Genomic DNA, 22,442 nt, shown 5'->3' on the forward strand with positions numbered 1-22,442 from the left:
AAAATGCTAAAGCTTAATCCTATTCACTGCGACAAAATCTGGGGATACGAAAGATGGATAGCTTCCACACATCCCGATGGCTACCAGAAAGAATTCTTAAATGCCATTGGAAAGGACTATCCGCTTATCGTGAAAGTGATTCAGGCGAATGAAACACTTTCTGTTCAGGTTCATCCTGATGACGAAACTGCAAAAAAACTTGAAGGCGAGGGCGTTCGCGGAAAAACTGAATGCTGGTACGTTCTTGACGCAGAGCCTGATGCAAAACTTGCCTACGGAATAAAAGAAAATTTTTCCAAGGAGCAGATTGCTTCTTCTATACAGCAGGGAACTTTTCAAAATGAACTGAATTTTATCAGCGTAAAGAAAGGCGACTTTGTTTTTATTCCGTCTGGAACTGTCCACGCCATTGGAAAAGGAATCCGCGTTCTGGAAGTTCAGCAGTCAAGCAACATAACTTACAGAATGTATGACTGGGGACGTCCGCGCGAGCTTCATGTTCAAAAAAGCCTTGAATCTCTTAAGAACAACAATCTGTTGAATGCAGGACCTTTCCACGGAAAGTTTGAATGCGAATATTTTTCACTTGAATTGTTTGCGGAAAAAACTTTCTCTGCCACAAAACTGACTTTGCTTTACTTGCTTGAAGGACAGAATGTTGAGCTTTGCGGTTCTGGCGGAACAAAAATTCCTATGTCGCAGGAAGATATTGTTGCGGTTTTCCCTGACGAAACAATTTCTATAAACGGAACTTCAAAGTTCATGAAGATTTGCTAGTTCTGCAAAGTGTTTTATGGCTAGAAACAACTATTTCTAGTTATAAAACACTTGATTTTTTATCAAAACAAAGTGTTTTTATTAAAAAACTAGATGATTTTAGTTCAAAAACAACTAGTTTTTGTCAAAAAACAGATGAATTTTGTGCTAAAACAAGTGTTTTTGTCAAAAAACAGATGAATTTTGTTTTAAGACAAGTGTTTTTAGCCTAAAAATAGATGAATTTGTGTCATAAACAAGTGTTTTTCCTTTAAAAACAGATGAATTTGCTCATAAACAAGTTCTTTTTACTCTCTGACTAGAACTTAAATGCGCTTTGCCATTTAAAAAGTGTTTTTAGATATTTTTCTTTTAAATGTATCTTGTTTTTATGGATAAGTTGTCTTTGTTTTTCTCTTGATAAATTCAGTCAAAATTTTATAATTAGAATTAAAATGAAGAGAATTTTTTTGCTTTTCGGTTTGATTTTCTCCTGCGCTTTTTGCTTCGCTTTTCCGTGCGTTTCGCAGTTTGTCGAGGCCGGCACTGGCTATGTTGCGGCAAAAAATGTGGAGCGCGAATTCAATCCCTTTAACTTCACTTACGGAATCGAAGAGAAAAACAATTTCGCACCGAATTTCAAGGCTCTTGCTTCAGTTCAGTTTTCCGACAAAATTTTTGACTTTACAACGCTCGGAAATTATTTTATTCCGCGGCTGGGTCAGGAGACTGAATCTCAAAAACTCGGCTTCGGCGCGGAGCTTGTCTATCATTTTCAGCGTTACTACGATTTGTATTCTGAGCACGACATTTATCTTGAGGGAGTTTTTCGACTTGCGTTGAAGAATCGGCTTCTCTTTCTTGCGAATTTAGGTTCTGGCTTGAAGTTTGCAAGAATCGACGCTGTTGACCGCGATTTTCTCTGGGATTTTTCTTTGAGCGGCTCTGTCGCCTTGAATTATTATTTTGATTCCGGCGCAGAAATTTTCGGCTCTGTCGTTTCGCACGAGCTTTACCGCTATCCGCTTGCGTTCACGCCGCTTTATTCTCTTGGATTCGCTTGGAATTTCAAGAATGGGCTTAGAATCTCTTCTGATTTCGGCTTGCGACTGCGCGACCAGTTTGTTGTTGCGCCTTACATCGACCGCTACGAATGGAATTTAAAAGCGAGGTTTTCATTTTGAGAAAATTTAGAAGATTTTTCATTTTGACTTCATTTTTGATTTCGCTTGCTTTTTCTTCATGCGCAAACTACGGATTTTATCAGCTTTTGTTCGGCGAGGAAGACGTTGACGAGCGTTTCAGCGGATTTTCAAACTTGAGTGGCGAAACAGTTCTTTCTTCGGATTTAGGCTTGAACGGAAAATATAGCTTTATCGTTGTTACGGACGTTCACATTGGCGCGAGTGACGTTCACTCTTCAAAAATGAATGATTTCTTAGACGAGATTTCCTCGCTTTTTGAAAGCGGCGACAAGACAAAAATTCCGAGATTTATAGTGAACTTGGGCGACACAGCCGACGGCGGGCATTTATCCGAATTCAATGAATACAATTCCTATCTTGAAAAAATCAGAAATCTTGCGCTTGAAAAAAATGTTGTAAGCTCGGCGGAAGATTTTAAGGTTTACACGATTCTTGGAAACCACGACCTTTACAACAACGGCTGGACAGACTGGAAAAAGACGATTTATCCGTACAAGTCAACTTATTATTTTTCGCTTTCTAGTGGCTTCGGTTCTTCGCCGTTCAGTTTTTATTTTGTGGATACAGGAAACGGCGCGTTTGGAACTGACCAGCTTGATTCTTTTGAAAAACTGCTGAAATTAGATGCGAACCCGAAGATGGTTTTCTCGCATTATCCTTTTTACAGCGACAATGTTCCTTTGATGGCTCTTGAAGACACAGCTGAGCGCAATTATCTTCTTTCGCTTTTTGCAAAAAACAATGTGAAATCTCTTTTCGGCGGCCACGTTCACAGGGTTTTTGAGCACGGATTCGGAAGCTTCTCGCAAGTGAACACTTCCGCGCTTTTCAAGAACGGCGCGTTCCGCCTTGTTACAGTGGACGAAAGCAATACGAGCGTTTCAACTAAATTGATTGAGTTTTAAATTTGCGTTTTGCTTTGCCACGTTGAATTAAAACTCAGCATTCATGGCGGCTAGAATTTAAATGCGCGCTGCTGTTTCAAAAGCGACTTGAGCTTTTTCGTTTTAAGGCGTTTTTCTTTTGAAGCTGCGGTTGGCTTTGTCTTTATTCTCTTTTTGTTGATTTTTACAGCTGAAACGATTTTAGATTCGAGGCGTTCCAGCGCAATTTTTCTGTTTTGCTCTTGAAATCTTGAATCTTCGCAGTCAATGAAAATTTCAAAGTCTTTGTTGATTGAAGATTTCAGTTTGCTTGTTAAAAGCTCTAGTTCTTTTTCGGAAAGTCCTGAAAGTTTTGCAAGCGGAATTGCAATGTGGACTTTTGTGTTTACTTTGTTTACATTTTGTCCGCCTTTTCCGCCGGAATGTGCAAATGAAAAAACTGCGTTGCTGCAAATTGAATCGTGAAGTTTTTCTTTGTCCATTAGTTTTTCCGTAAAAATATTTCAGTCTGAAAAAAAAGAGCCGCCTGCATTCAGACAGCTCCAGTTTTTTTATTGAAGGTTTTTCTGTCAGATTGCCGTATCAAGTACGGCAATGACAAAATTCAACATTCTTTCTACAGATTGTCGAAAAATCCTTTTGCCTTTAAAAGTTCTGCGTTCAGGATTCCGCCAAGGGCTGCGCCGCGCTTTGTGTTGTGGCTAAGCGAAACAAACTTGATGTCGAACACATTGCATGGGCGAAGGCGTCCGATTACGCAAGCCATTCCTTTTTCTGTCTCGCGGTCGCGACGTGGCTGCGGGCGGTTTTCTTCGTGGCGAACAACAATCGGATGCTCCGGCGCGCTTGGAAGATTCAATTCCTGCGGAACTGATTTATAGGAAGTCCAGATTTTTTCAATTTCTTCAAGACTTGGCTTTTTGTCAGCAAACTCAAGCGAAACGCAAGCTGTGTGCCCGTCGATTACCGGAACGCGCGTACAAGTTGAAGAAACAACCGGATATTCAGCATTCACGATTTTTCCGTCCTGAACTTTTCCAAGAATCTTAAGACATTCTTTTTCAGTCTTTTCTTCCTCGCCGCCGATGAACGGAACGATATTGTCAATCATGTCAAAAGAAGGAACTCCCGGATAACCAGCTCCGCTTGTTGCCTGCAAAGTTGTAACAATCATTCTTTTGATTGGATAGCCAGCCTGAATCAACGCATGAATCGGCATCATGTAAGTCTGGAGCGAACAGTTCGGCTTTACTGCAATAAATCCTTTGTCCCAGCCGTGGTGCTTTTTCTGCTCAGCAATAACATCAAGATGAGAATAGTTGATTTCCGGCACAAGCATTGGAACATCTTCTGTCCAGCGGTTTGCAGAAGCATTAGAAACAACAGGAATTCCTTCCGCAGCGTAAGCAGCTTCCAAAGCCTTTATTTCTTCTTTGCCCATTTCAAGCGCAGAAAAAACAAACTGGCATTTTCCAAGAGCCTTTTTCTCATCGTTTGCATCCTCAACAATCAAGTCTGCAACACCAGCAGGAATTTCAGCGCCGATAAGCCAACGGTTCTTCACCGCATCCTTGTACGCTTTTCCAGCTGAACGAGGGCTTGCCGCAACGTAAGTCACTTCAAACCAGGGATGATTTTCCAAAAGCTTTATATAACGCTGGCCAACCATTCCAGTTGCGCCCAAAACACCTACTTTAATCTTTTCCATAAAAAGCACTCCTTTTTTCTATTATAAGTTGCATTCTTTTATTGCGGCTTCCACAACTTTTTTTGCTTCGTCAGTTATTTCAACTAACGGAAGCCTTACAGAGCCTGCCGGAAGTCCTTTGAAATTCATTGCATATTTTATTGAAGTTGGATTTCCGTCAACAAACGCTGCCTTAAAGAACGGAAGCATTCTGTAGTGAATTTTTCTTGCCTTGTCAAAGTTTCCTTTAAGTCCTTCAGTAACCATTTCTGTTACAAGTGCAGGAGCAAGATTTGAAACAACTGAAATAACTCCGTCTCCGCCAGCTGCCATGAGCGGAAGCGTAAGTCCGTCGTCCCCGGAAAGAACTGCGAAGTCAGTTTTTTTTGACTTGATTTTTGCAATCACATCCATCATCTGCGAAATATTTCCGCTTGCTTCCTTTACGCCCGCAATGTTCGGAAGTTCCGCAATGCGCTCCAGCAAGTCTGTAGGAATATTAAGCCCTGTTCGTCCCTGAATATTGTAAACGACAATCGGAATTCCAACTTTTGAAACTGCTTCAAAGTGCCGGAAGATTCCTTCTTTTGACGGCTTATTGTAATACGGAGTTACGACAAGAGCTGCGTCTGCTCCGGCTTTTTTTGCACGTTCGCAATAGAAAACAGCATCCTTTGTGTTGTTTGAGCCAGCTCCAAGAATTACAGGAATTTTTTTACCAGAGTTTTTTTCAAATTTGCGGACTTCCTCGAATACAATTTCGATAATCTTGTCCTCTTCGCTGCCGGGTTTTTCATCAAGAGTCGGAGTTTCTGCCGTCGTTCCAAGCGGAACCAGACCGTCTATGCCTTGCTCCAGCTGAAATTTTACATTTTTTCTGAAGCCCTCGTAATCTATTGAACCATCATTGTTCATTGGTGTAATCATTGCTGTAAAAGCACCACGAAATTTAATCATAGGGACCTCCAAATATTTTTGCATAATTATTACATTTTTATAGAAAAAAAGCAACGCAATGAAAATTTCGCCATTGGTTTTTAAAACAGAAAAGACCGCCCTGAAAAACGAAGTGTGAATTGCACTTCAATCAGAACGGCCTTTGTTTTTCAATTTATATGTGAAAAACTATATATTTAATCTCTTCAACTTTATTGATTTGAATCATAGAGATGAAAAGAAGTGCTTCAAATACCATGCAAATGGTAGTTTTATACCTAAAATATGGTAAATTTTATTTGATTTTAGAATAACTTGGGTTATAATTCAGTTATGAAAAATAAAAAATATTTGCTTTTTTTATCTGTATTTTTCGTATGCAATTTATTGCCTTTGTTTGCAAAAATAAAAAAATCAGCGGAAAAAGAAATTCCAATCCATGTAAAACTGTTCATTGATAAAACTGCGCAAAAAAAAGTTGATGAGCTTGATGACAGTTTGTTTAAGGTCGCAAAGAATCCTGTAAATCCGGGATTTTATGATGGAAACTTGTGGATTGAAATAAAGCCTGAAATTTCAGAGATTCAGCATTGCGTTATAAGCCTTGGAAATGAATATATAGATTCCGCGGAATTTTATGAAAAGCGTGGAGGAAAGTTTTTTTACATTGGAAAAGTTGGACATAAAATTTCAACAGACGAAATAGAAGTGCCGGACAGTTTGCAGGCGTTTCCTGTTTTTAGAAATTCAGGATATGACGATGACACTTGCTTTAGAATAAAAATAAAAAATCACAATGGAAATTTTATTTATATCAAGCTTGTTAACGAACTTGATTTTTTTAATTCACGGAGAATTTATTTTGCAAAACTTTACATTATTCTTGGAATAAGTTTTTGCATTTTTGCCTTGCTTTTTATATATGCGATTACTGTGCGCCAGCCGATGCCGTTTTTCATGTCAATGGCGGCGTTGTTTTACATTTTGCTTCAGCTTCAGTTAAAAGGAATTGGTCCTGTATTTTTATGGAATTTTTTAAATCCGTTTTCATTTTCAACAAGGCTTGCGTATTATTTTGAAAGTTTCATTTTGATGTTTTTAATTCTTTCCGCAGATACGGTTTTAAAAGGAAATTCAAAATTCATTTATAAAAAACTTTCTCCAGTTGAAATTCAGCTTATCGTCGTCACGTTTTGTGTTCTTTTAACGGTGAGGGCTGACCAGACAATGCTTTATTCTTACGCCGCGCTTTCTGTAACAACAAAAGTTTTTTTTATTGCTTCAATATTTATGTGTTTCAAGGCGATGCAAAAAAGCGCACGGATAATTCTTTTGCTTTGGATTCCGCAGATTTTGTTTTCGATTCTGACTCAAGTTGTGAGGATTTTAAGATTTAAAGACAACAATGTTTTTTTTGATTTTATTTGTTCCGATGAATTTTTAATTTCATTTTTGTTTTACTTGCTGATTACGATGCCTTCGCTTTTTTTTATAACTTATAAAATCCGGCAGGAATCTCACAATTCAAAAGTTGAACTTGAAAAAATCAAGGCGCAAAATTCGGAGCTTCTTGTTCGAAAAAATTTGATTGGGCGTCTTTTGAAAAATATTTTAGTTGATTCGGCGCAGACTTTGAGCATGGCTGACATTCTTTCTGGTCAGGTTTTCACTCCGAAAAATACTTCTTATATAGAAAGAATTAAAATCAATTCAGCAAAAATCAGCGACACGCTTGCGATTCTTAGAATGTGCAATGATGAAACTGAAATTGAAAATCAGCCGATTCTTCTTGCGGATTTTTTCAAGAGCTGCATTCGGGCTTCCAAAATTTTTTGTTCGTCAAAGCCAAACGCGATTTCCTATTCGATGGACATTCAGCCGGAAACTGTGATTCTTGCGGACATGAGAATTGTGGAGCTTTTCTTTATATCGTTTTTGAATTCTGTAATTGAAGTTTCTGTTCCGAACACAGAAGTTTCAGTTTCGTTGAAAGGTGATGACGAGAATTTTGTTTTTTCAGTTTCGAATACGATGGATTCACAGACAGTTGAAGAAGCTCTTTCGCGCATGAAAACTGAAAATGAAAAACGCAATTTTGAATTTCTTATGCGCATTGCAAAATTTTACCGCGGAGATTTGTCTGTTTCAAAAAATGACAGCAAGTTTAAATTTTCAGTTGTGTTTGATTTTAAGCGTGTTGAAAATTCAAAAGATTCCAGCGTGATAATAAACAAAACTAGATTTTCTCCGTCAAAGAAAAAAGAGCCAAAAAATTCGGAAAAGAAAAAAGAAATTACGTTGATAAAAACTGGCGAAGAAAAATCAGAGGACTTTATGAAAAAATTGTCTTCAAGAGAAAAACAGATTGCGGAGCTTATAATTTCTGGAAAAAGTGACAAGGATATTGCGGAGGAACTTTTTATAAGTCCCGGAACTGTTGCAAGCCACAACAAAAAAATTTTCAAAAAACTTGACATGCATAGCCGTGTTGAGTTGATGAATAAATTGCGTTAAAATCTCTTGAGAATTTTGTTATTTAGTTTTTAAGGAAAAATTATGTCGGGAAATATATTTGGAGAAATTTTTAAAGTTGCAACATTTGGAGAAAGCCACGGCGCAGGACTTGGCTGTATTATAGACGGATGTCCTGCTGGAATTTTGGTGGATGAAGAATTTCTTCAGCATGAAATGGAACGAAGAAAACCGGGTGCAAAAAGCGCGGCGGTTACTGCAAGAAAAGAAGGCGACCTTGCAGAAATTTTAAGCGGCGTGTTTGAAGGAAAAACAACAGGAACTCCGATAGCTATTTTAATTAGAAATTCAAATCAGCATTCGTCGGATTATGAAAATATAAAAGATAAATTCCGGCCGGGGCACGCAGATTTTACATATTACAAAAAATACGGCATAAGGGATTACAGAGGCGGCGGAAGATCTAGCGGAAGGGAAACTTGCGCGAGAGTTGCGGCTGGAGCATTTGCGAAAATGTTTTTGAAGAGTTTGGGAATTCAGATTTTTGCATACACAAAAGAAGTTGCGGGAATAAAAAGCGGCAAAGTTGATTTTTCTGAAATTGAAAATAATGCAATGCGCGCCGCGGACAAAGATGCTGCCGTTTTAATGCAAAAAAAAGTTGAAGAGTTTAAGCAGGAAAAAAATTCTTGCGGCGGAATTATTGAGTGCGTTGTAAAAGGCGTGGCTGCTGGAATTGGCGAGCCAGTTTTTGACAAGCTGGATGCGGTTTTGTCCCATGCAGTTATGTCGATTGGTGCAATAAAAGGAATTGAATTTGGAAGTGGATTTGCTTGTGCGGATTCAAATGGACTTGAGAACAACGATTTTATGGGAAACTGCTTTTCATTTAAAACAAACAATGCCGGCGGAATTCTTGGAGGAATTTCCCGAGGCGATGATATAGTTTTTAGAGCTGCCGTAAAGCCAGTTCCAAGTATTTATCTTTCGCAGGAAACTGTTGATGTAAATGGAAATGAGTGTGATATTCTAATTGAAGGAAGACACGATGTTTGTCTTTGCCCAAGAATTGTTCCTGTTGTGGAAGCCATGACCGCAATTACTTTGGCGGATATGGTTTTAAGAAATAGGAGCAGCAGAGTTTAGCAATGGAAACTTATACATCAGATTTTTTTAACAGCATAGGTGAAAATAAAAAAATCGATAACGATAAAAAGAAAAAAAAGCGCATAGTAATTTTTTCTGTTTTAGCTGTTGTTTTTATTTTTGTTTTGGCGCAGGCAGTTTCTGTTTACAAACTTTTAAATCCAAAAAATCCAGAACCTCTTTCTTTGGAGCAGCAAAATTTTCTTGAGCAGTCGTTGAACAGAAAATATCCTGAGCGCAAAAAAATTGTTTCAGAACTTCCGTTTCAGTATGTTCCTGTTGATTTATTTGTGAACGCAGAAAGCGCAGTTGTCGTTGACTTTGCAACGGGAAATATTCTTTTTGAAAAAAATGCTGATGTTCAAATTCCGCCTGCTTCAATGACAAAACTTGTGGAAATGTATGTTGTTTTTGAAGCTGTTGAAAATGGCGAAATTTCCCTTGATGATGTTGTTCCTCTTCCGCCTGAAAGCTGGGCAAGAAATCTTCCAAGCGACGCTTCGATAATGTTTTTGGATGAAGGGCAAAAAGTAACGCTCAGAGAACTTTTGATGGGACTTGCGATTGCCAGCGGAAACGATGCTTCGATTGCTGTTGCAAAATATGTCTGCGGAAACATGGATTTGTTTGTTGAGCGGATGAATCAGACTGTAAAAAAAATGGGCTTGCTGAAAACTAAATTTGTGGAATCAAGCGGCTACAGCGAAAAAAATATTACGACCGCAAAAGAGTTCGCCGCTTTCTGCAGAAAATATATAGAAAGATTTCCGTTTGCAATCACTGAATTTCATTCCCAAAAAGTTTTGCGTTATCCGCTTGCAAAAAATCTTCCAAGAGAATCCGCACAGAAAAACGGCGACAGTCAGGCAGTGATTCAGTACAACACAAACAAGTTGCTCGGAAATCTTGAAGGCTGCGACGGATTGAAAACTGGTTTTATTTATGAAAGCGGATTTAACATTGCTCTTACAGCGGAACGAAACGGCGTCCGTTATATTTCTGTTACGATGAAAGGTCCGGGAATTGGAAGTGCGCAGGGAAATATTTACAGAGTGAAAGACGGAACTAATTTAATGGAATATGCGTTTTCAAAATTTTCTCCGTACATTGCAAAGAAGCCTCATGTTTTTTCTGTGGGAGTTGCAGGCTCTTCTTTGAAAAGCGTTTGCCTTGTTCCTGCAAAAAGTGAAAATTTTTCTGTTCCATTTATTTCTGGAGTTTCGCCAAAAGAAGCGGCTCAAAAAATTCATGTTACGGCAAATATTCCAAAAAGCATCTTTGGAGAATTCGAGGAAGGAACTCAGTTTGGAACTTTGTCATATTCGCTTGACGGAAGAATTTTAAATTCAGTTCCTCTTGTTGCGGACAGAAAAAGTGAAAAGATAAATTTCTTTGCTAGAATTTGGGGCGCGCTTACATATAAAATTTCATCTTTAAAATAAAAATATTCTGTGGTTTTTATGAGTGAAAAAATTGACTTTGCGTTTTTAGACAGCGGAACAGGCGGCATTCCTTATATGCTTTTGCTGAAAGAAAAATCTCCCAGTTCAAGATGTGTTTATCTTGGCGACACTGTTCATTTTCCTTACGGAGAAAAATCAGCAGAGGAAGTGACTTCTTGCGCTTCTGAATCAATAGAAAAAATTCTTGACTTGTGGAATCCGTGTCTTGTTGTTATTGCCTGCAACACAATCAGCGTAACGGCACTGAATCAGCTTAGAAAAAAATTTCGTGACGTTCCGATTGTTGGAACTGTTCCTGCGATAAAGCTTGCCGCAAAAGTTACGGAAAACAAAAAAATCGGACTGCTTGCAACCAACGCAACTGTAAATCATCCTTACTGCAAAAAACTGATTTCTGATTTTGCTTCTGGATGCGAAGTTTTCAATCGGGGCGACCCTGACTTGATAAGTTTTATAGAGCACGATTTGTTTTATGCTTCAAAAGAAAAACGGCTTGCTGCTGTAAAGCCTGCTGTGGATTTTTTTTGTTCATGCGGATGCGACACTATAATTCTTGGATGCACGCATTTTACTCACATGGCGGAAGATATAAAAGAATATTTTTCCAGTGTTGCCGGAAAAAAAGTTTTTGTAGTGGACAGCCGGGACGGAGTTTCAAACCATGCGCTTGAAGTTATAAAAAGCACTTCTTTAGAAAATCAACATGAGCCGAAATTTCTTCCGCCCGACATGAGTTTTTTTGTAACAAGCCTTAAAAATAAAAATGACCAAAAAGAATACGAAACTCTTTGCAGAAATTTCAATATTCCTTTTGGCGGACTTTTAAAGCTTTAAGAAATGATAAAGCTAAATTTTACTTTTCCATTCTTGCTGCAATTTCGTCAATGTATTCCCAGCTGTTTACAATTTTCTTTGCTGGCGGATTTGCAAGGCGTGCAAGGTCTCCTGTCATTGTTCCTTCTTCAATAACGTCAAGAGTTGCCTTTTCAAGCCTGCGGGCGAACTCTGCAAGTTCTGGAGTTCCGTCTAGCTCGGCGCGTTTTGCAAGTGCTCCTGTCCAGGCAAAAATCAATGCGACTGGATTTGTGGAAGTTTTTTCGCCTTTCAAATATTTGTAGTAGTGCTTTTGAACAGTTCCGTGGCTGGCTTCATATTCAAATTCTCCGTTCGGGGAAACAAGAACTGAAGTCATCATTGCAAGGCTTCCGCAGGCAGATGCAATCATGTCGCTCATAACGTCTCCGTCGTAATTTTTGCAAGCCCAGAGAATTCCGCCTTCGCATTTCATTATGCGTGCAACTGCGTCATCGATGAGCGTGTAAAAATATTCTATTCCGGCTTTTTCAAATTTTTCTTTGAACTCGGATTCAAATACTTCGCTGAAAATCGCCTTGAAGTTTCCGTCGTAGATTTTGCTGATTGTGTCTTTTGCTCCGAACCACACGTCGATTTTTTTGTCTAAGGCGTACATAAAACAGCAGCGCGCAAAATTTCTTATGGAATCATCCAAGTTGTGGATTCCCTGAATTATTCCAGGTCCTTTCATAACTTGAATTGTTTTTCTGATTTCTTTTCCGTCATCGCCTGTGAAAACAAGTTCGGCTTTTCCAGCTCCCGGAGTTTTTATCTCGCAGTTTTTGTAAACATCTCCATAAGCGTGGCGGCCAAGAACAATCGGCTTTTTCCATGAAGAAACATTGCACTGAATATTCTTTACAAAAATCGGTGCGCGGAAAACTGTTCCGTCTAGTTCTCCACGGAGAATTCCATTTGGTGAAGGTGTAAGCTGCTTGAGTTTGTACTCTTCCATGCGGGCGGCATTGCTTGTGATTGTGGCGCATTTTACTCCAACACCAAGACGTTTGATTGCGGCGGCGGCTTCATAAGTTACTTTGTCGTCTGTGTCGTCGCGATTTTTTAAGCCAAGGTCATAGTATTCAACATTAAGGTCAACGTAAGGCTCAAGAAGTTTTTCCTTGATGACCTTCCACAGAACTCTTGTCATTTCATCGCCGTCAAGCTCGGCAATCGCATTTTTCATTTTGATTTTTTCCATAATTAAACTCCTGAAAATCTATTCGAATTTTAGCGTTTTATTTTAAACATGAATTTCCGTTGTAGTCCAAGTCGGTAAGAATTTCCGTGTGGTCTTTAAAAACCGCAACAGTGTGCTCTTCGTGGCAGCTCCAAGAACCGTCCGCGGTAACAACAGTCCAGTCGCTTCCTTCTTCAATGTCAACGTCCGCAGTTCCTTCGTTAATCATCGGCTCGATTGCAAGAACCATTCCGGCTTGAATGCGCGGGTTCGGACCAGATGAAGGGCAGTTGCAGACGCTTGGATCTTCATGGACTTCAAGGCCGACTCCGTGTCCGCAGTATTCATAGACAACGCCGTACTTGTTCTGATTGTATGCAATGTCATAGACCACATTTGAAATGTCGCTGATTCTGTTGCCTGCCTTGCAAGCGTCAATTCCGGCCAAAAGGCATTCGCGTGTAACACGGCAAAGTTTTTGGTGCGCAGGCTTTACGTTTCCTACAAGAACTGTGTGCGTGCTGTCTGAAATGTAGCCTTTTAAATTCAGTCCGATGTCAAGCGAAACAATGTCGCCGTCCTTTACAATCCGCTTTTTGGAAGGAACGCCGTGGATAACCTGATTGTTGATGCTTATGCACGCGCAGCCCGGAAAATCTTCCTCGTACCATGCCGGAGTCGCCCCGAACTTTCTTGCAAAGTTTACGCACCAGTCATCGATTTCCTTTGTGCTTACTCCGGGCTTTACCTTTGGAATAATTTCGTTGAATAAATCAGCAAGCAAGTGGCAGCTTTTTCTGATTCCATTGATTTGCTCTTCATTTTTTAAACGTATCATATATAAACTCCATGATTTCCTATTTTGTTTCTGCGGAAACTCTTGCGGCTTCGTTTCTGCATATTTTTGCAGTCTGAAAATCTCCAATTCGCTCGTAAGAATCCGCAATCTTTAAAAGAAAAAACGCGTCGTCATTTTTTCCGAACCTAAGTTCAAGCGCGCGTTCCCAGGCATCTATCGCAAGCTCGTCGTTCACTGCACCCTCAATATTGTTCCGAAGAATATGCCGCGCAAGACTTTTTACTTCCGGAAAAAAAAGCTTGAAGTATTCAAACGAAAATTCCATCCGTATAATCTGGTCCAGAAGAATGACCGCGTCGTAATATTCCTGCCGCAAAACGAGTTCTTCCGCAAGAATAAATCCGTAGTCCATAAAATCTTCCCGCGTGAACCATCTTGACAGCCTGAATCCAACGCGCTCCATGTTCATTCTCTTGAATTCCCTTACAGCTTCATCCTCGTTGTTGTGCAGAAGATCAAAAAAAATCAGCTTGGCGCGGCTTTCGTCATCGGTACGCTCCAAAAGCCATTTTCTGTAGTCGAATGATTCAAAATTTTTTTCACGGTGGAAATTGCTCTGCTTGAATAAAACTGACTCGTCAAAAAGTCCGCGTGATTTTATGTCGGACAAAATTTCGTAGGCTGCCACAAGCTCGCGAAAGTCCTCTGAATCTTCACCCGTGATGTCCGGATGCAGAATCTTCGCCTTCTTTCTGTACGCGCGCCGGATTTCTGCGATTGTCGCTGTTCTTGAAACGCCTAGAATTTTATAATAGTCTTTCATCTTTTTTCTTTTCAGACGGAAAAAATTTCACGCAAGATGAAGTTTACATTTTTTTTTGCATTTAAGCAATTAAAGCCGTTTTTGCTCCAAGAAATGAATCCGCCCTTAAATTGCTTAAACGTTCTAAATTTTGTATAATCGCGGCATGAGTGAAAATAAACGTACCGTTGACGAATCAACATTGGAAAAACTTTTATACCTTTCACGTCTTTCCCCGGAAAGCACAGACATGGCTACTTTAAAAAAGCAGGTGGACGAAATTGTAGGATACTTTGATATTCTTTCTAAATACGATGACAGCGAAAATCCTTATGACGCTTATCCTACAACAAAGGCTGAATGCCTGCGCGAGGACGAAATTGTTCCGGGACTTGAAATGCACGATGTCAAGAAAATAAACGAGCCGAATTTTATGGACGGATATTTCCAAGTTCCAAAAGTTCTGGGAGAAGGTGCGTAAGATGAAGTACAAGACTATAAAAGAAACTGTAGAGGCGTTAAAAAGCGGAGAAACTTCAAGTGTGGCTTTGGTAAAGGAATCCAAGGAAACTTTTGAAGCTGACAAAAATTCAGCATTGCCGCTTAATGCCTTCCTTGAAATTTATGATGATATTTTAAAGTCTGCGGAAACTGCCGACCAGAAAATTTCAGAAGCTAGAAGCAACGGTTCTCTTGAAAAACTTTTTGAAGAGCAGCCACTTCTTGGAATTCCATTTGCGGTAAAAGACAATATTTCTGTGCGCGGAAAAAAACTTACCTGCTCAAGTAAAATTCTTGAAGGCTATGTTGCTCCGTACAGCGCGACTGTAATAAACCGCTTGGAAAAAGCCGGAGCGATTCCGATTGGAAGATGCAATCAGGATGAATTTGCAATGGGTTCTTCCACTGAATATTCAGTTTACGGTCCTACAAGAAATCCTATTGACCGTGCTTATGTTTCTGGCGGATCTTCCGGTGGTCCTGCTGCTGCGGTTGCCGCGAATCAGGCTTTGTTTGCGCTTGGCACTGAAACTGGTGGCTCTGTCCGTCTTCCTGCAAGCTACTGCGGAATCTACGGTCTTAAGACAACTTACGGTGTTCTAAGCCGCTGGGGAGTTGTTGCTTACGGTTCTTCTTTGGATCAGGTTGGAATTCTTGGACACACTCCGCAGGATATTGCGCTTCCGTTGAGCGTTATGAGCGGCGTTGATTTTTATGACGACACTTCCGCTGATTTGCCCGACGCTAAGCCTTCCGTTGAAGCTTTCTCTGATTTTTCAAAACTGAAAATTGCGGTTCCTAAGCAGTTTCTTGAGTCAAAAGGAATGGACGCCGATGTTGCGAAAGTTTTTGAAGAAACCCGCGGCTGGTTTGAATCCAAAGGCGCAAAAATAGAAGTTGTTGACCTTCCGATTCTTGATGCCGCAATTGCAAGCTATTACGTAATCGCTTTGTCTGAAGCCGCATCGAACTTGAGTCGCTTTGATGGAATCCGCTACGGAAACAGAATTGACAATGGCAAAGGATACGATGAGCTTTACGTGGACACAAGAAGCAACGGTTTTGGTCCGGAAGTAAAACGCAGAATTATAATCGGAAACTACGTTTTGTCGGAGCAGTTTTCAGGCGATACTTACAAAAAAGGAATGTCTGTGCGCGCTCGCATTCAGCGTGAAATTGCAAAGCTTTTTGAGCAGTTCGATTTGATTCTTTGTCCAACTTGTCCGACTCCAGCTTTTAAACTCGGCCAGAAAGTTGACGATCCGCTTGCCATGTATCTTAGCGACTTGTTCACGACATTTGTAAACCTTGCCCGCATTCCGTCTTTGTCTGTTCCGGCTGGAAGAACTTCTACGGAAAACGGAAATATGCCTGTTGGAATTCAGTTTGCAGGACCTATGTTCAGCGAAATGAAAATTCTTGAAATTGCCCAAGCCTGGGAAAACGAGCATAAGGGATGCGGAATTCCTGTTGCGGAGGAAAAATAAAAATGCCTTCTATTGATAAATATGAAATTGTAATCGGCTGTGAAATTCATACGCAGCTTTTAACAAAAACAAAGGCGTTCTGTGCCTGCGAAAACCGTTACGGAGGAATGCCGAACACTCGTGTTTGTCCTGTCTGTCTTGGACTTCCGGGAGCGATGCCGCGTGTTTCTAAAGGATATGTTGAGCTTGGCTCTGTTGCGGGGCTTGCTCTTAACTGTGAGATTTCGCGCTTTACAAAATTTGACCGCAAGCATTATTTTTATCCTGACCTTGCAAAAGGCTATCAGATAACTCAATACGACATTCCGCTTTGCCACGACGGATATGTTGATCTTCCGATGCACAAATATCCAAAGGAACAGCAGTTCGGTTCGGAAAAATGCCGCACAAAAAATTTCATCGGTCAGGACTGCATTATTGAAAACGGAAAATATCGCCGCGTCCGTGTTGAGCGCATTCACCTTGAAGAGGACGTAGGAAAGTCATTGCACTTGCAGGGCGCGCATTCTTACATCGACTACAACCGCTCTGGAACTCCGCTTATTGAAATTGTAACAAAGCCGGATATGACAAGCCCGGAAGAAGCCGCTCTTTTCATGGAAACTGTTCAGGAAATTTTGCGCTATGTAAAAGTTACAAACGGAAATCTTGAAGAAGGAAATATGCGGTGCGACGCCAACATCAACTTGAATGTTTGGGAGGACGGAAAACTTTACCACACTCCGATTTCTGAAATCAAAAACTTGAACTCGTTCCGTTCAATCCGCGATGCCTGCACTTATGAAGCTCAGCGTCAGCTTAAAGAATTTCAGGAAGACCGCCAGGAATTCAATCCGGGATTTAAAGTTACAATGGGCTGGGACGAAGCAAAAGGCCAGACTGTTGTTCAGCGCACAAAAAATTCTTTTGTTGACTATCGCTTTGTTGTTGAGCCGGACATAAAGCCGTTCAGTGTAAGCGAAGAGCTTATTGAAAATGCAAAATCAAAAGTCGGCGAGCTTCCAGAGGCAAAACGCACAAGATTAAAGAAGGACTACGGACTTTCTGATTTTGATGTTGAAACTTTGACTTCTAGCCGCGACTTGGCTGTTTGGTTTGAAGAAGCTGCTGCCGGAACAAAAAATCCAAAGCGCACTGCGAACATAATTCTTACCGAGCTTCTTGCAAAACTGAATGAAGACAAAAAAACAATCAATGACGTTTCTATAACTCCTGCCCACATTGCGGAGCTTGTAAATGCGATTGACTCAAAGAAAATTTCAAGCGCGCAGGGAAAAGTTGTTTTTGCAAAAATGCTTGAGACAAATAAAATGCCGGCGGAAATTATAAAATCTGAAGGCATGGAAGTTGTAAGCGACAGCGGAGCAATTGAAGCGATTGTTGACAAAGTTATTTCCGCAAATCCAAAAGCTGTGGCTGACTTTAAGTCCGGAAAAACAAATGTTGTCGGCTGGCTCATGGGACAGGTTATGAAAGAATCCAAAGGCAAGGCGAATCCTTCGGAAGCAAGTTCTCTTGTTCAAAAGAAACTTTCAGAAATCTAGTTTGGTTTAATTTCAAGTTTTGAAAAAGTTACCTAACTGTCATTTCCGTGCTGCGACACGGAATCTTCTGTAAGTTTTCAACAGATTATCGGGTTAAGACCGATAATGACAGTAAAATCTAATTTTTCTTGAACTGTAAATTTTGAATCCGTCGTTCTGTTTTAGAATGGCGGATTTTTTTTATTTAAAATTTTTTCTCAGAATGATTGACAATCTTTTTTAGTTACTGTATGCTAACTTTTGTAAGTTAGTTCAAGCTAACTTGTATTTATTACTAGCGGGCATATAAACTTGCGGTTCTTAATCCTAAGTTTACATCTCCTTACACAGCCACTGATGTGATATGCCCGCATTTTTTTGAGGTTGTATGAAAACTTTTGAGCAGACAGTAATTCAATTGGGTGCGCCGACTTTGTGCGGAGTAAAGCCTTCAAGTCTTGTTTCTGTTTCAAAAGAAGTTCTGTTTTGTGAATACAAAAAAATCCTTCTGTGGAATAAAATCCTTGAGGGCAGCCAGAAAAAAATAAAAATTGCAAGAAGAGGAGAGAATCTTTTTTTGCTTTTCATTTATGATGAAAAACTTGTTCAGGAAATTCTTTCAAGGCCTGAAATTTTGTCATACTTGAATTTAAAAGGCTATTTTACAGACAAAGGAATTTCAAATGTTTTGAATGAACTTTTGAACCGCCTTTCTTACTGCGAAAGTTTTCCGCATGAGATTGGAGTTTTCCTTGGCTATCCTTTGGAAGATGTTGTTGGATACGAAAAATATTCAGGAACAAAAACTAAATTTTCCGGGGCATGGGCGGTCTACGGAAATGTCGCGGAAGCTGTAAAAAAAATGGAGCTTTACAAAAAGTGTTCCGCTTTATGCTCGAATCTTTTGGAAGCTGGAAATAATTTTGAAGCAATTTGCAAAACAATAAATTTTATGTGAGGTAAATATGAAGAAAGCTGTAATCTATGCAAGCACAACTGGAAACACAGAAGCAATGGCAAACGCTGTAGCTGAAGGTGTAAAATCTTGCGGCGCGGAACTTTTGATGTCAACTGCAAGTGAAGCGAGCGTTTCGGATGTTCTTGCTTGCGATGTTATTATACTCGGAAGCCCTGCGATGGGAGATGAAGTTCTTGAAGATTCAATGGAAGAATTCTACACAAATCTTGAAGGCGGCTTGAGCGGAAAAAAAGTTGCTGTGTTCGGTTCTTATGACTGGGGCGACGGACAGTGGCTTAGAACTTGGGTTGAACGGCTTTCTGCTGCTGGCGCAACTGTTGTAAATGGCGAAGGCTTGAAAGCTCAGCTTGCTCCAGATGAAGCTGCTCTTGCTGAATGCAAGTCTCTTGGTGAAACTGCATAAAAAAAATAGACTGCTTTGCATTTGCATTGCAGTCTTATAAAAAGTGCTAGCAACAGGCACAGGTTTAAACTAATTCCTCGAGTTGGTTTAAAAGTGTGTGTGTTTGGTTTTAACTCCATTCTGAGTTTCAGACTGGAGTTTTTTGTTTTTAAATTCTGTGCATTTCAGAAAAAACTTTTTCGTTCATTATGTTCACTTCAACGCCAAGAGTTCCAAGCTCTTCAACAAGTTCTTTTCTTGCAGTGTCGATTCCGATGTCCGCATTGTCAAAATTAACCATCATCATCATAACAAAATTTCCGCTTAAAATCGTCTGAGAAATATCCGCAATGTTTATAGAATGCTTTGCAAGATACGCTGAAACTTTTGCGATTATACCGACTTTATCTGCGCCAACAACAGTAACTATAGCTTTCATAATAAATTCATTTTAATAGAAAAAAAACTTATGTACAAGAAGCCGCAATGGAAATTCAGGTAGCAGCAGTTTTTAACTGGCTATATGAATTTCCAAAGCAGCATTTTTCTACTCGGACTTTAAATAATCGATTCCAGATGAAACAGAAACATCTCTTGAAAGAGCAACGAATTTTATTTCGATTCCGGGCTTTGTATGCTCAAGCGAAATTTCATAGTTGCCTTTTTCAAGTTGAACCTGTCCGATTACAGCGCCTGTGTCTTTTCCTTCTGTGGAACGGCATTCAAACGCGAATGTTGGTTTTCCGTCGATAAGCACGTTGCATACAGATTGCGAAACTTTGTCCACTTCTGCTGGCTTTGAATAAACTCCAAGCACATTGTAAACTCCGTTTTCCGGCGCGAAGAAAATTCTTTTTGTTTCTCCGTTGCAAAGGAATCTGAAATTTTCCTGCGCTGGATTTTTTGCGTTTTGATTTTCAGCTTTTGGCGCAAAGACAGGAATGTTGTTGAGCGGACGAAGCTTGCGTTCAGCCACAAGAGTTTTTGCAAGGAATTTTATAATGTCCATTGCGCAAACTTGAAGTTCCGCAGTTGTAAGCTCGCTGTTTTTCAAGCTTGATTTTATGTTGTCGTTGTTTCCGTCCTTTTCCGCAGTGTCGTTGTTTACAATCATGTAGATGTCGTTTCGCGCGCGGACCATCGAAGCTGTAAGTTCAATTTCTCCTTTTCCGCCTTTTATGCAGTCGTTTATTCTTGCCCACCAGTCGGTCATTACTATACCTTGGTATTTCCAGTTTTTGCGGAGAATTGTTGAATTCAAATCGTAGTTGCTTGCCGCAAAATGTCCGTTGATTTGATTGTAGCTTGTCATAATTGACTGGGTGTTTCCACGTTTTACGGCGGCTTCAAACGGCTTGAGATAAATTTCCCGCAACGCGCGTTCTGAAACAATTGAGTCGTGCTCGCGTCTTTGTGTTTCCTGACTGTTCGCGGCAAAATGTTTTATTGTTGCAAACGGACCTTCTTTTGAAACGCCTTTTAAAATCGCAAGCGTCATTTCAGAAGTGAGAAGCGGATCTTCGGAAAAATATTCAAAGTTTCTTCCGTTAAGCGGATTTCTGTGAATGTTTATTCCAGGTCCAAGAACTGTGTCAATTTGATTTTGCTTTAATTCTTGGCTTTCAAATTCAAAAAGCTCCTGAACAAGAGGCGGATTCCAAGTGCAAGCCAGCAAAGTTCCGATAGGCATAAGAGAAGCTTCTTTTCCTGTGTCGAGCCTTATGCCAGAAGGACCGTCCGCGCATCCTGCAACAGGAATTCCATAGTTGTAAAGAGATTCGCTTACGCCGCCAAAAACGGATGCGATTCCCATTGTCGCTTTGCGGCTCATCATTCCTTCTCCGCGCACAAGAGTTGCAAGCTCTTCATTGTTCAGCTGGGCAACAAATTTTTCAAGCAGCTCAGGATTTTTCTTTACGTCCTGAAATTTTATTCCTTTGTTTCCCGTGAACGGAATTTCTTTTGGAAGATTTTCTTTTATGCGCTGTTCAAGGCTGAACGATTCAAGCGGAACATTTTCTTCTTGAATTGAATAGTTTCCGTCCGGCATTAATTGCGCTGGCTTGATTCTTGAAAAAGCTTTTCGTGGAGCAAGCGCCTGGCAAAGTTTTTCCGTGGCGTAAGTTTTTTCAACTGAAATAAAATCGCTGCTTCCAACTGGAATTTTTTTTGCGCTTTCAGAATCAGTTCCCATGAACACAAAATATTTTCCTTCTTCAAGAACAAACGAAAATTCAAATCCGGAAATTCCAGAATCATCGTAAGAAGCGATTGATTCCAAGTTGAACGAAAGCCCAAGTTCTTCCGACTGTCCCGGTTTTAGCAAATTTGATTTTTTGAATGCGACAAGAACTTTTGAAGGCTTTCCGAGTTTTCCTTGCGGAGCTTGAACATAAAGCTGGACGATTTCTTTTCCGCTGAATTTTTTTCCGATATTTTCCACGCGGACTTTTACGTTTACATTTTTTCCTTCCACAGAAGAAGAAACAAATTCAGTTTTAAATTCTGTGTAAGAAAGTCCGAATCCGAATGGAAACAAAATTTTTTCTTTTGCGAATGTTGAAAAATATCTGTAGCCGACATAAATATCTTCCATATAAAAAGATTCGTTTGGCGTTGCGAAATTTTTTGTGGAAGGATAGTCGTCTATTGATTTTGCGATTGTGTCAGTGAGTTTTCCGCACGGAACTGATTTTCCGCACAGAACATTTGCACAGGCTCTTCCGGATTCTTGTCCGCCTTGCCAAGCGTAGACTACAGATTTTATTTTTCCAGAAAATTCTTTGTCGTCAATCCAAGCTGTGTCGATTATTCCGCATGAGTTGAAAACAATAATTACGCTTTCAAATGCCGAGCAAATTTCCTTGATTGCGTTTCGCTCTTCGTCAGTTAAAAGCCAGCAGCCTTTTTCTTTTGTAAAATCTTTGTCTTCGCCCGCATTTCGTCCCACAACAAAAATTGCTTTTTTTGAAACTTTTGCGGCATTTTTTGCAAGTTCCGCTGAAACAGGAAATTCCTTTTGAAAATAAGGCTCCATTGCCCAGCCACCTCCGCCATTGTCAAACGGATTTTCCTTTATCCAGTTTCTGTAAATTTCTGCAAGCTCTTTGTTCGCCATTGGAATGTTGTCTGTTAAATTTGTGGAATAAGGCGAGCGGACGGAACCTCCAGAGCCCATTCCGCATTTGTAAAAATCAAACTGGCATCTTCCAAAAATAGAAACAGTTTCGTTTTCTGCAAGCGGAAGCGTATTTTCGTTGTTCCTAAGAAGTACGATTCCTTCCTGCGCGGCTTCAAGAATTTTTTCTGCAAATGTCATAAAATCCCCCATAATAATTTTTAAGTAAAAAATGTTAAAAAAACAACACCTGTTTTTTATCAATAT

The 22,442-nt window shown here is 40.0% G+C and carries 20 protein-coding genes; 12 read left to right on the forward strand and 8 right to left on the reverse strand.

The annotated features are described in order from the left end of the window. The first annotated feature begins 3 nt into the window (after nucleotides 1-3). The 3 genes from Q0H92_RS02690 to Q0H92_RS02700 all read left to right on the forward strand — a co-directional run bounded on the left by Q0H92_RS02690 (nucleotide 4) and on the right by Q0H92_RS02700 (nucleotide 2,866). The gene (locus tag Q0H92_RS02690; protein WP_296011573.1) at nucleotides 4-777 is read left to right on the forward strand and encodes a type I phosphomannose isomerase catalytic subunit; all 774 of its coding nucleotides are present in this window, start codon (nucleotides 4-6) and stop codon (nucleotides 775-777) included. Nucleotides 778-1,211: 434 nt separating this feature from the next. Further along, a complete protein-coding gene (locus Q0H92_RS02695; RefSeq protein WP_296011576.1) occupies nucleotides 1,212-1,940 on the forward strand; it encodes a hypothetical protein in 729 nt (242 codons plus the stop codon). Continuing rightward, nucleotides 1,937-2,866 (forward strand): metallophosphoesterase, encoded by a 930-nt coding sequence (locus tag Q0H92_RS02700; protein ID WP_296011579.1) that lies wholly within the window; start codon nucleotides 1,937-1,939, stop codon nucleotides 2,864-2,866. Before Q0H92_RS02695 ends, Q0H92_RS02700 begins: the two co-directional genes overlap by 4 nt. Before the next feature lie 50 nt (nucleotides 2,867-2,916). On the opposite strand, the gene arfB is transcribed toward Q0H92_RS02700, so the two are convergent. The 3 genes from arfB to dapA form a co-directional block, all read right to left on the reverse strand. Continuing rightward, entirely contained in the window at nucleotides 2,917-3,327 is a 411-nt protein-coding gene (gene arfB, locus Q0H92_RS02705) for an alternative ribosome rescue aminoacyl-tRNA hydrolase ArfB (RefSeq protein ID WP_296011581.1), read from the reverse strand. Between the two features lie 134 nt (nucleotides 3,328-3,461). After that, nucleotides 3,462-4,553: an aspartate-semialdehyde dehydrogenase gene (gene asd, locus Q0H92_RS02710; protein WP_296011584.1), complete on the reverse strand. Its 1,092-nt coding sequence runs from the start codon at nucleotides 4,551-4,553 to the stop codon at nucleotides 3,462-3,464. Between the two features lie 21 nt (nucleotides 4,554-4,574). Beyond that, nucleotides 4,575-5,489 (reverse strand): 4-hydroxy-tetrahydrodipicolinate synthase, encoded by a 915-nt coding sequence (dapA, locus tag Q0H92_RS02715; protein WP_296011588.1) that lies wholly within the window; start codon nucleotides 5,487-5,489, stop codon nucleotides 4,575-4,577. A gap of 312 nt (nucleotides 5,490-5,801) precedes the next feature. Here dapA and Q0H92_RS02720 point away from each other — a divergent pair, with 312 nt between their 5' ends. From Q0H92_RS02720 to murI, 4 genes are read left to right on the forward strand one after another with little or no spacing between them, the layout of a single operon-like run. Continuing rightward, complete coding sequence (locus Q0H92_RS02720; RefSeq protein ID WP_296011591.1) at nucleotides 5,802-7,982, forward strand: LuxR C-terminal-related transcriptional regulator; 2,181 nt, start codon at nucleotides 5,802-5,804, stop codon at nucleotides 7,980-7,982. Between the two features lie 42 nt (nucleotides 7,983-8,024). After that, a complete protein-coding gene (aroC, locus tag Q0H92_RS02725; protein WP_296011595.1) occupies nucleotides 8,025-9,086 on the forward strand; it encodes a chorismate synthase in 1,062 nt (353 codons plus the stop codon). Between the two features lie 2 nt (nucleotides 9,087-9,088). After that, nucleotides 9,089-10,528, forward strand: coding sequence for a D-alanyl-D-alanine carboxypeptidase family protein (locus tag Q0H92_RS02730; protein ID WP_296011597.1), 1,440 nt, complete (start codon nucleotides 9,089-9,091; stop codon nucleotides 10,526-10,528). 18 nt (nucleotides 10,529-10,546) lie between these two features. Next, the gene (gene murI, locus Q0H92_RS02735; RefSeq protein WP_296011599.1) at nucleotides 10,547-11,383 is read left to right on the forward strand and encodes a glutamate racemase; all 837 of its coding nucleotides are present in this window, start codon (nucleotides 10,547-10,549) and stop codon (nucleotides 11,381-11,383) included. A 19-nt stretch (nucleotides 11,384-11,402) separates the two neighbouring features. On the opposite strand, the gene Q0H92_RS02740 is transcribed toward murI, so the two are convergent. From Q0H92_RS02740 to Q0H92_RS02750, 3 genes are read right to left on the reverse strand one after another with little or no spacing between them, the layout of a single operon-like run. Then, complete coding sequence (locus tag Q0H92_RS02740; RefSeq protein ID WP_296011601.1) at nucleotides 11,403-12,605, reverse strand: NADP-dependent isocitrate dehydrogenase; 1,203 nt, start codon at nucleotides 12,603-12,605, stop codon at nucleotides 11,403-11,405. A 37-nt stretch (nucleotides 12,606-12,642) separates the two neighbouring features. Beyond that, nucleotides 12,643-13,422 (reverse strand): type I methionyl aminopeptidase, encoded by a 780-nt coding sequence (map, locus tag Q0H92_RS02745; RefSeq protein ID WP_296011604.1) that lies wholly within the window; start codon nucleotides 13,420-13,422, stop codon nucleotides 12,643-12,645. A gap of 19 nt (nucleotides 13,423-13,441) precedes the next feature. Continuing rightward, nucleotides 13,442-14,206: a J domain-containing protein gene (locus Q0H92_RS02750; protein WP_296011608.1), complete on the reverse strand. Its 765-nt coding sequence runs from the start codon at nucleotides 14,204-14,206 to the stop codon at nucleotides 13,442-13,444. Nucleotides 14,207-14,351: 145 nt separating this feature from the next. On the opposite strand from Q0H92_RS02750, the gene gatC reads away from it, so the two are divergent. The 5 genes from gatC (at nucleotide 14,352) to Q0H92_RS02775 (ending at nucleotide 19,078) form a co-directional block, all read left to right on the forward strand. Next, on the forward strand, nucleotides 14,352-14,666 hold the full coding sequence (gene gatC, locus Q0H92_RS02755; protein WP_013700656.1) for an Asp-tRNA(Asn)/Glu-tRNA(Gln) amidotransferase subunit GatC: 315 nt from the start codon (nucleotides 14,352-14,354) through the stop codon (nucleotides 14,664-14,666). Between the two features lies 1 nt (nucleotide 14,667). Next, nucleotides 14,668-16,173, forward strand: coding sequence for an Asp-tRNA(Asn)/Glu-tRNA(Gln) amidotransferase subunit GatA (gatA, locus tag Q0H92_RS02760; RefSeq protein WP_296011612.1), 1,506 nt, complete (start codon nucleotides 14,668-14,670; stop codon nucleotides 16,171-16,173). A 2-nt stretch (nucleotides 16,174-16,175) separates the two neighbouring features. Continuing rightward, on the forward strand, nucleotides 16,176-17,717 hold the full coding sequence (gene gatB / locus Q0H92_RS02765; RefSeq protein ID WP_296011615.1) for an Asp-tRNA(Asn)/Glu-tRNA(Gln) amidotransferase subunit GatB: 1,542 nt from the start codon (nucleotides 16,176-16,178) through the stop codon (nucleotides 17,715-17,717). Between the two features lie 367 nt (nucleotides 17,718-18,084). Further along, nucleotides 18,085-18,654 carry a DUF3793 family protein gene (locus Q0H92_RS02770; protein ID WP_296011618.1) on the forward strand — a complete coding sequence of 190 codons (570 nt, stop codon included), beginning with the start codon at nucleotides 18,085-18,087 and terminating at the stop codon, nucleotides 18,652-18,654. Between the two features lie 7 nt (nucleotides 18,655-18,661). Next, nucleotides 18,662-19,078: a flavodoxin gene (locus Q0H92_RS02775; protein ID WP_296011620.1), complete on the forward strand. Its 417-nt coding sequence runs from the start codon at nucleotides 18,662-18,664 to the stop codon at nucleotides 19,076-19,078. Between the two features lie 148 nt (nucleotides 19,079-19,226). Here the strand turns inward: Q0H92_RS02775 and Q0H92_RS02780 are convergent, their stop codons facing one another. Both Q0H92_RS02780 and Q0H92_RS02785 read right to left on the reverse strand, forming a co-directional pair. Next, entirely contained in the window at nucleotides 19,227-19,496 is a 270-nt protein-coding gene (locus Q0H92_RS02780; RefSeq protein ID WP_296011623.1) for an ACT domain-containing protein, read from the reverse strand. 108 nt (nucleotides 19,497-19,604) lie between these two features. Further along, nucleotides 19,605-22,376, reverse strand: coding sequence for a glycoside hydrolase family 3 protein (locus Q0H92_RS02785; RefSeq protein WP_296011626.1), 2,772 nt, complete (start codon nucleotides 22,374-22,376; stop codon nucleotides 19,605-19,607). Nucleotides 22,377-22,442 lie beyond the last annotated feature (66 nt).

The sequence above is a fragment of the uncultured Treponema sp. genome, assembly GCF_934725225.1.
In the GTDB taxonomy this organism is placed as follows: Bacteria; Spirochaetota; Spirochaetia; order Treponematales; family Treponemataceae; genus Treponema_D.

Bases quoted from the DNA above. Each gene is read 5' to 3' on its own strand.
- Q0H92_RS02730 (WP_296011597.1), top strand. From the start codon at position 9,089: ATGGAAACTTATACATCAGATTTTTTTAACAGCATAGGTGAAAATAAA.
- gatA (WP_296011612.1), top strand. From the start codon at position 14,668: ATGAAGTACAAGACTATAAAAGAAACTGTAGAGGCGTTAAAAAGCGGA.
- murI (WP_296011599.1), top strand. From the start codon at position 10,547: ATGAGTGAAAAAATTGACTTTGCGTTTTTAGACAGCGGAACAGGCGGC.
- asd (WP_296011584.1), bottom strand. From the start codon at position 4,553: ATGGAAAAGATTAAAGTAGGTGTTTTGGGCGCAACTGGAATGGTTGGC.
- Q0H92_RS02720 (WP_296011591.1), top strand. From the start codon at position 5,802: ATGAAAAATAAAAAATATTTGCTTTTTTTATCTGTATTTTTCGTATGC.
- gatB (WP_296011615.1), top strand. From the start codon at position 16,176: ATGCCTTCTATTGATAAATATGAAATTGTAATCGGCTGTGAAATTCAT.
- dapA (WP_296011588.1), bottom strand. From the start codon at position 5,489: ATGATTAAATTTCGTGGTGCTTTTACAGCAATGATTACACCAATGAAC.
- Q0H92_RS02740 (WP_296011601.1), bottom strand. From the start codon at position 12,605: ATGGAAAAAATCAAAATGAAAAATGCGATTGCCGAGCTTGACGGCGAT.
- Q0H92_RS02695 (WP_296011576.1), top strand. From the start codon at position 1,212: ATGAAGAGAATTTTTTTGCTTTTCGGTTTGATTTTCTCCTGCGCTTTT.
- gatC (WP_013700656.1), top strand. From the start codon at position 14,352: ATGAGTGAAAATAAACGTACCGTTGACGAATCAACATTGGAAAAACTT.
- Q0H92_RS02750 (WP_296011608.1), bottom strand. From the start codon at position 14,206: ATGAAAGACTATTATAAAATTCTAGGCGTTTCAAGAACAGCGACAATC.
- Q0H92_RS02690 (WP_296011573.1), top strand. From the start codon at position 4: ATGCTAAAGCTTAATCCTATTCACTGCGACAAAATCTGGGGATACGAA.
- map (WP_296011604.1), bottom strand. From the start codon at position 13,422: ATGATACGTTTAAAAAATGAAGAGCAAATCAATGGAATCAGAAAAAGC.
- Q0H92_RS02785 (WP_296011626.1), bottom strand. From the start codon at position 22,376: ATGACATTTGCAGAAAAAATTCTTGAAGCCGCGCAGGAAGGAATCGTA.
- aroC (WP_296011595.1), top strand. From the start codon at position 8,025: ATGTCGGGAAATATATTTGGAGAAATTTTTAAAGTTGCAACATTTGGA.
- Q0H92_RS02775 (WP_296011620.1), top strand. From the start codon at position 18,662: ATGAAGAAAGCTGTAATCTATGCAAGCACAACTGGAAACACAGAAGCA.
- Q0H92_RS02780 (WP_296011623.1), bottom strand. From the start codon at position 19,496: ATGAAAGCTATAGTTACTGTTGTTGGCGCAGATAAAGTCGGTATAATC.
- Q0H92_RS02770 (WP_296011618.1), top strand. From the start codon at position 18,085: ATGAAAACTTTTGAGCAGACAGTAATTCAATTGGGTGCGCCGACTTTG.
- arfB (WP_296011581.1), bottom strand. From the start codon at position 3,327: ATGGACAAAGAAAAACTTCACGATTCAATTTGCAGCAACGCAGTTTTT.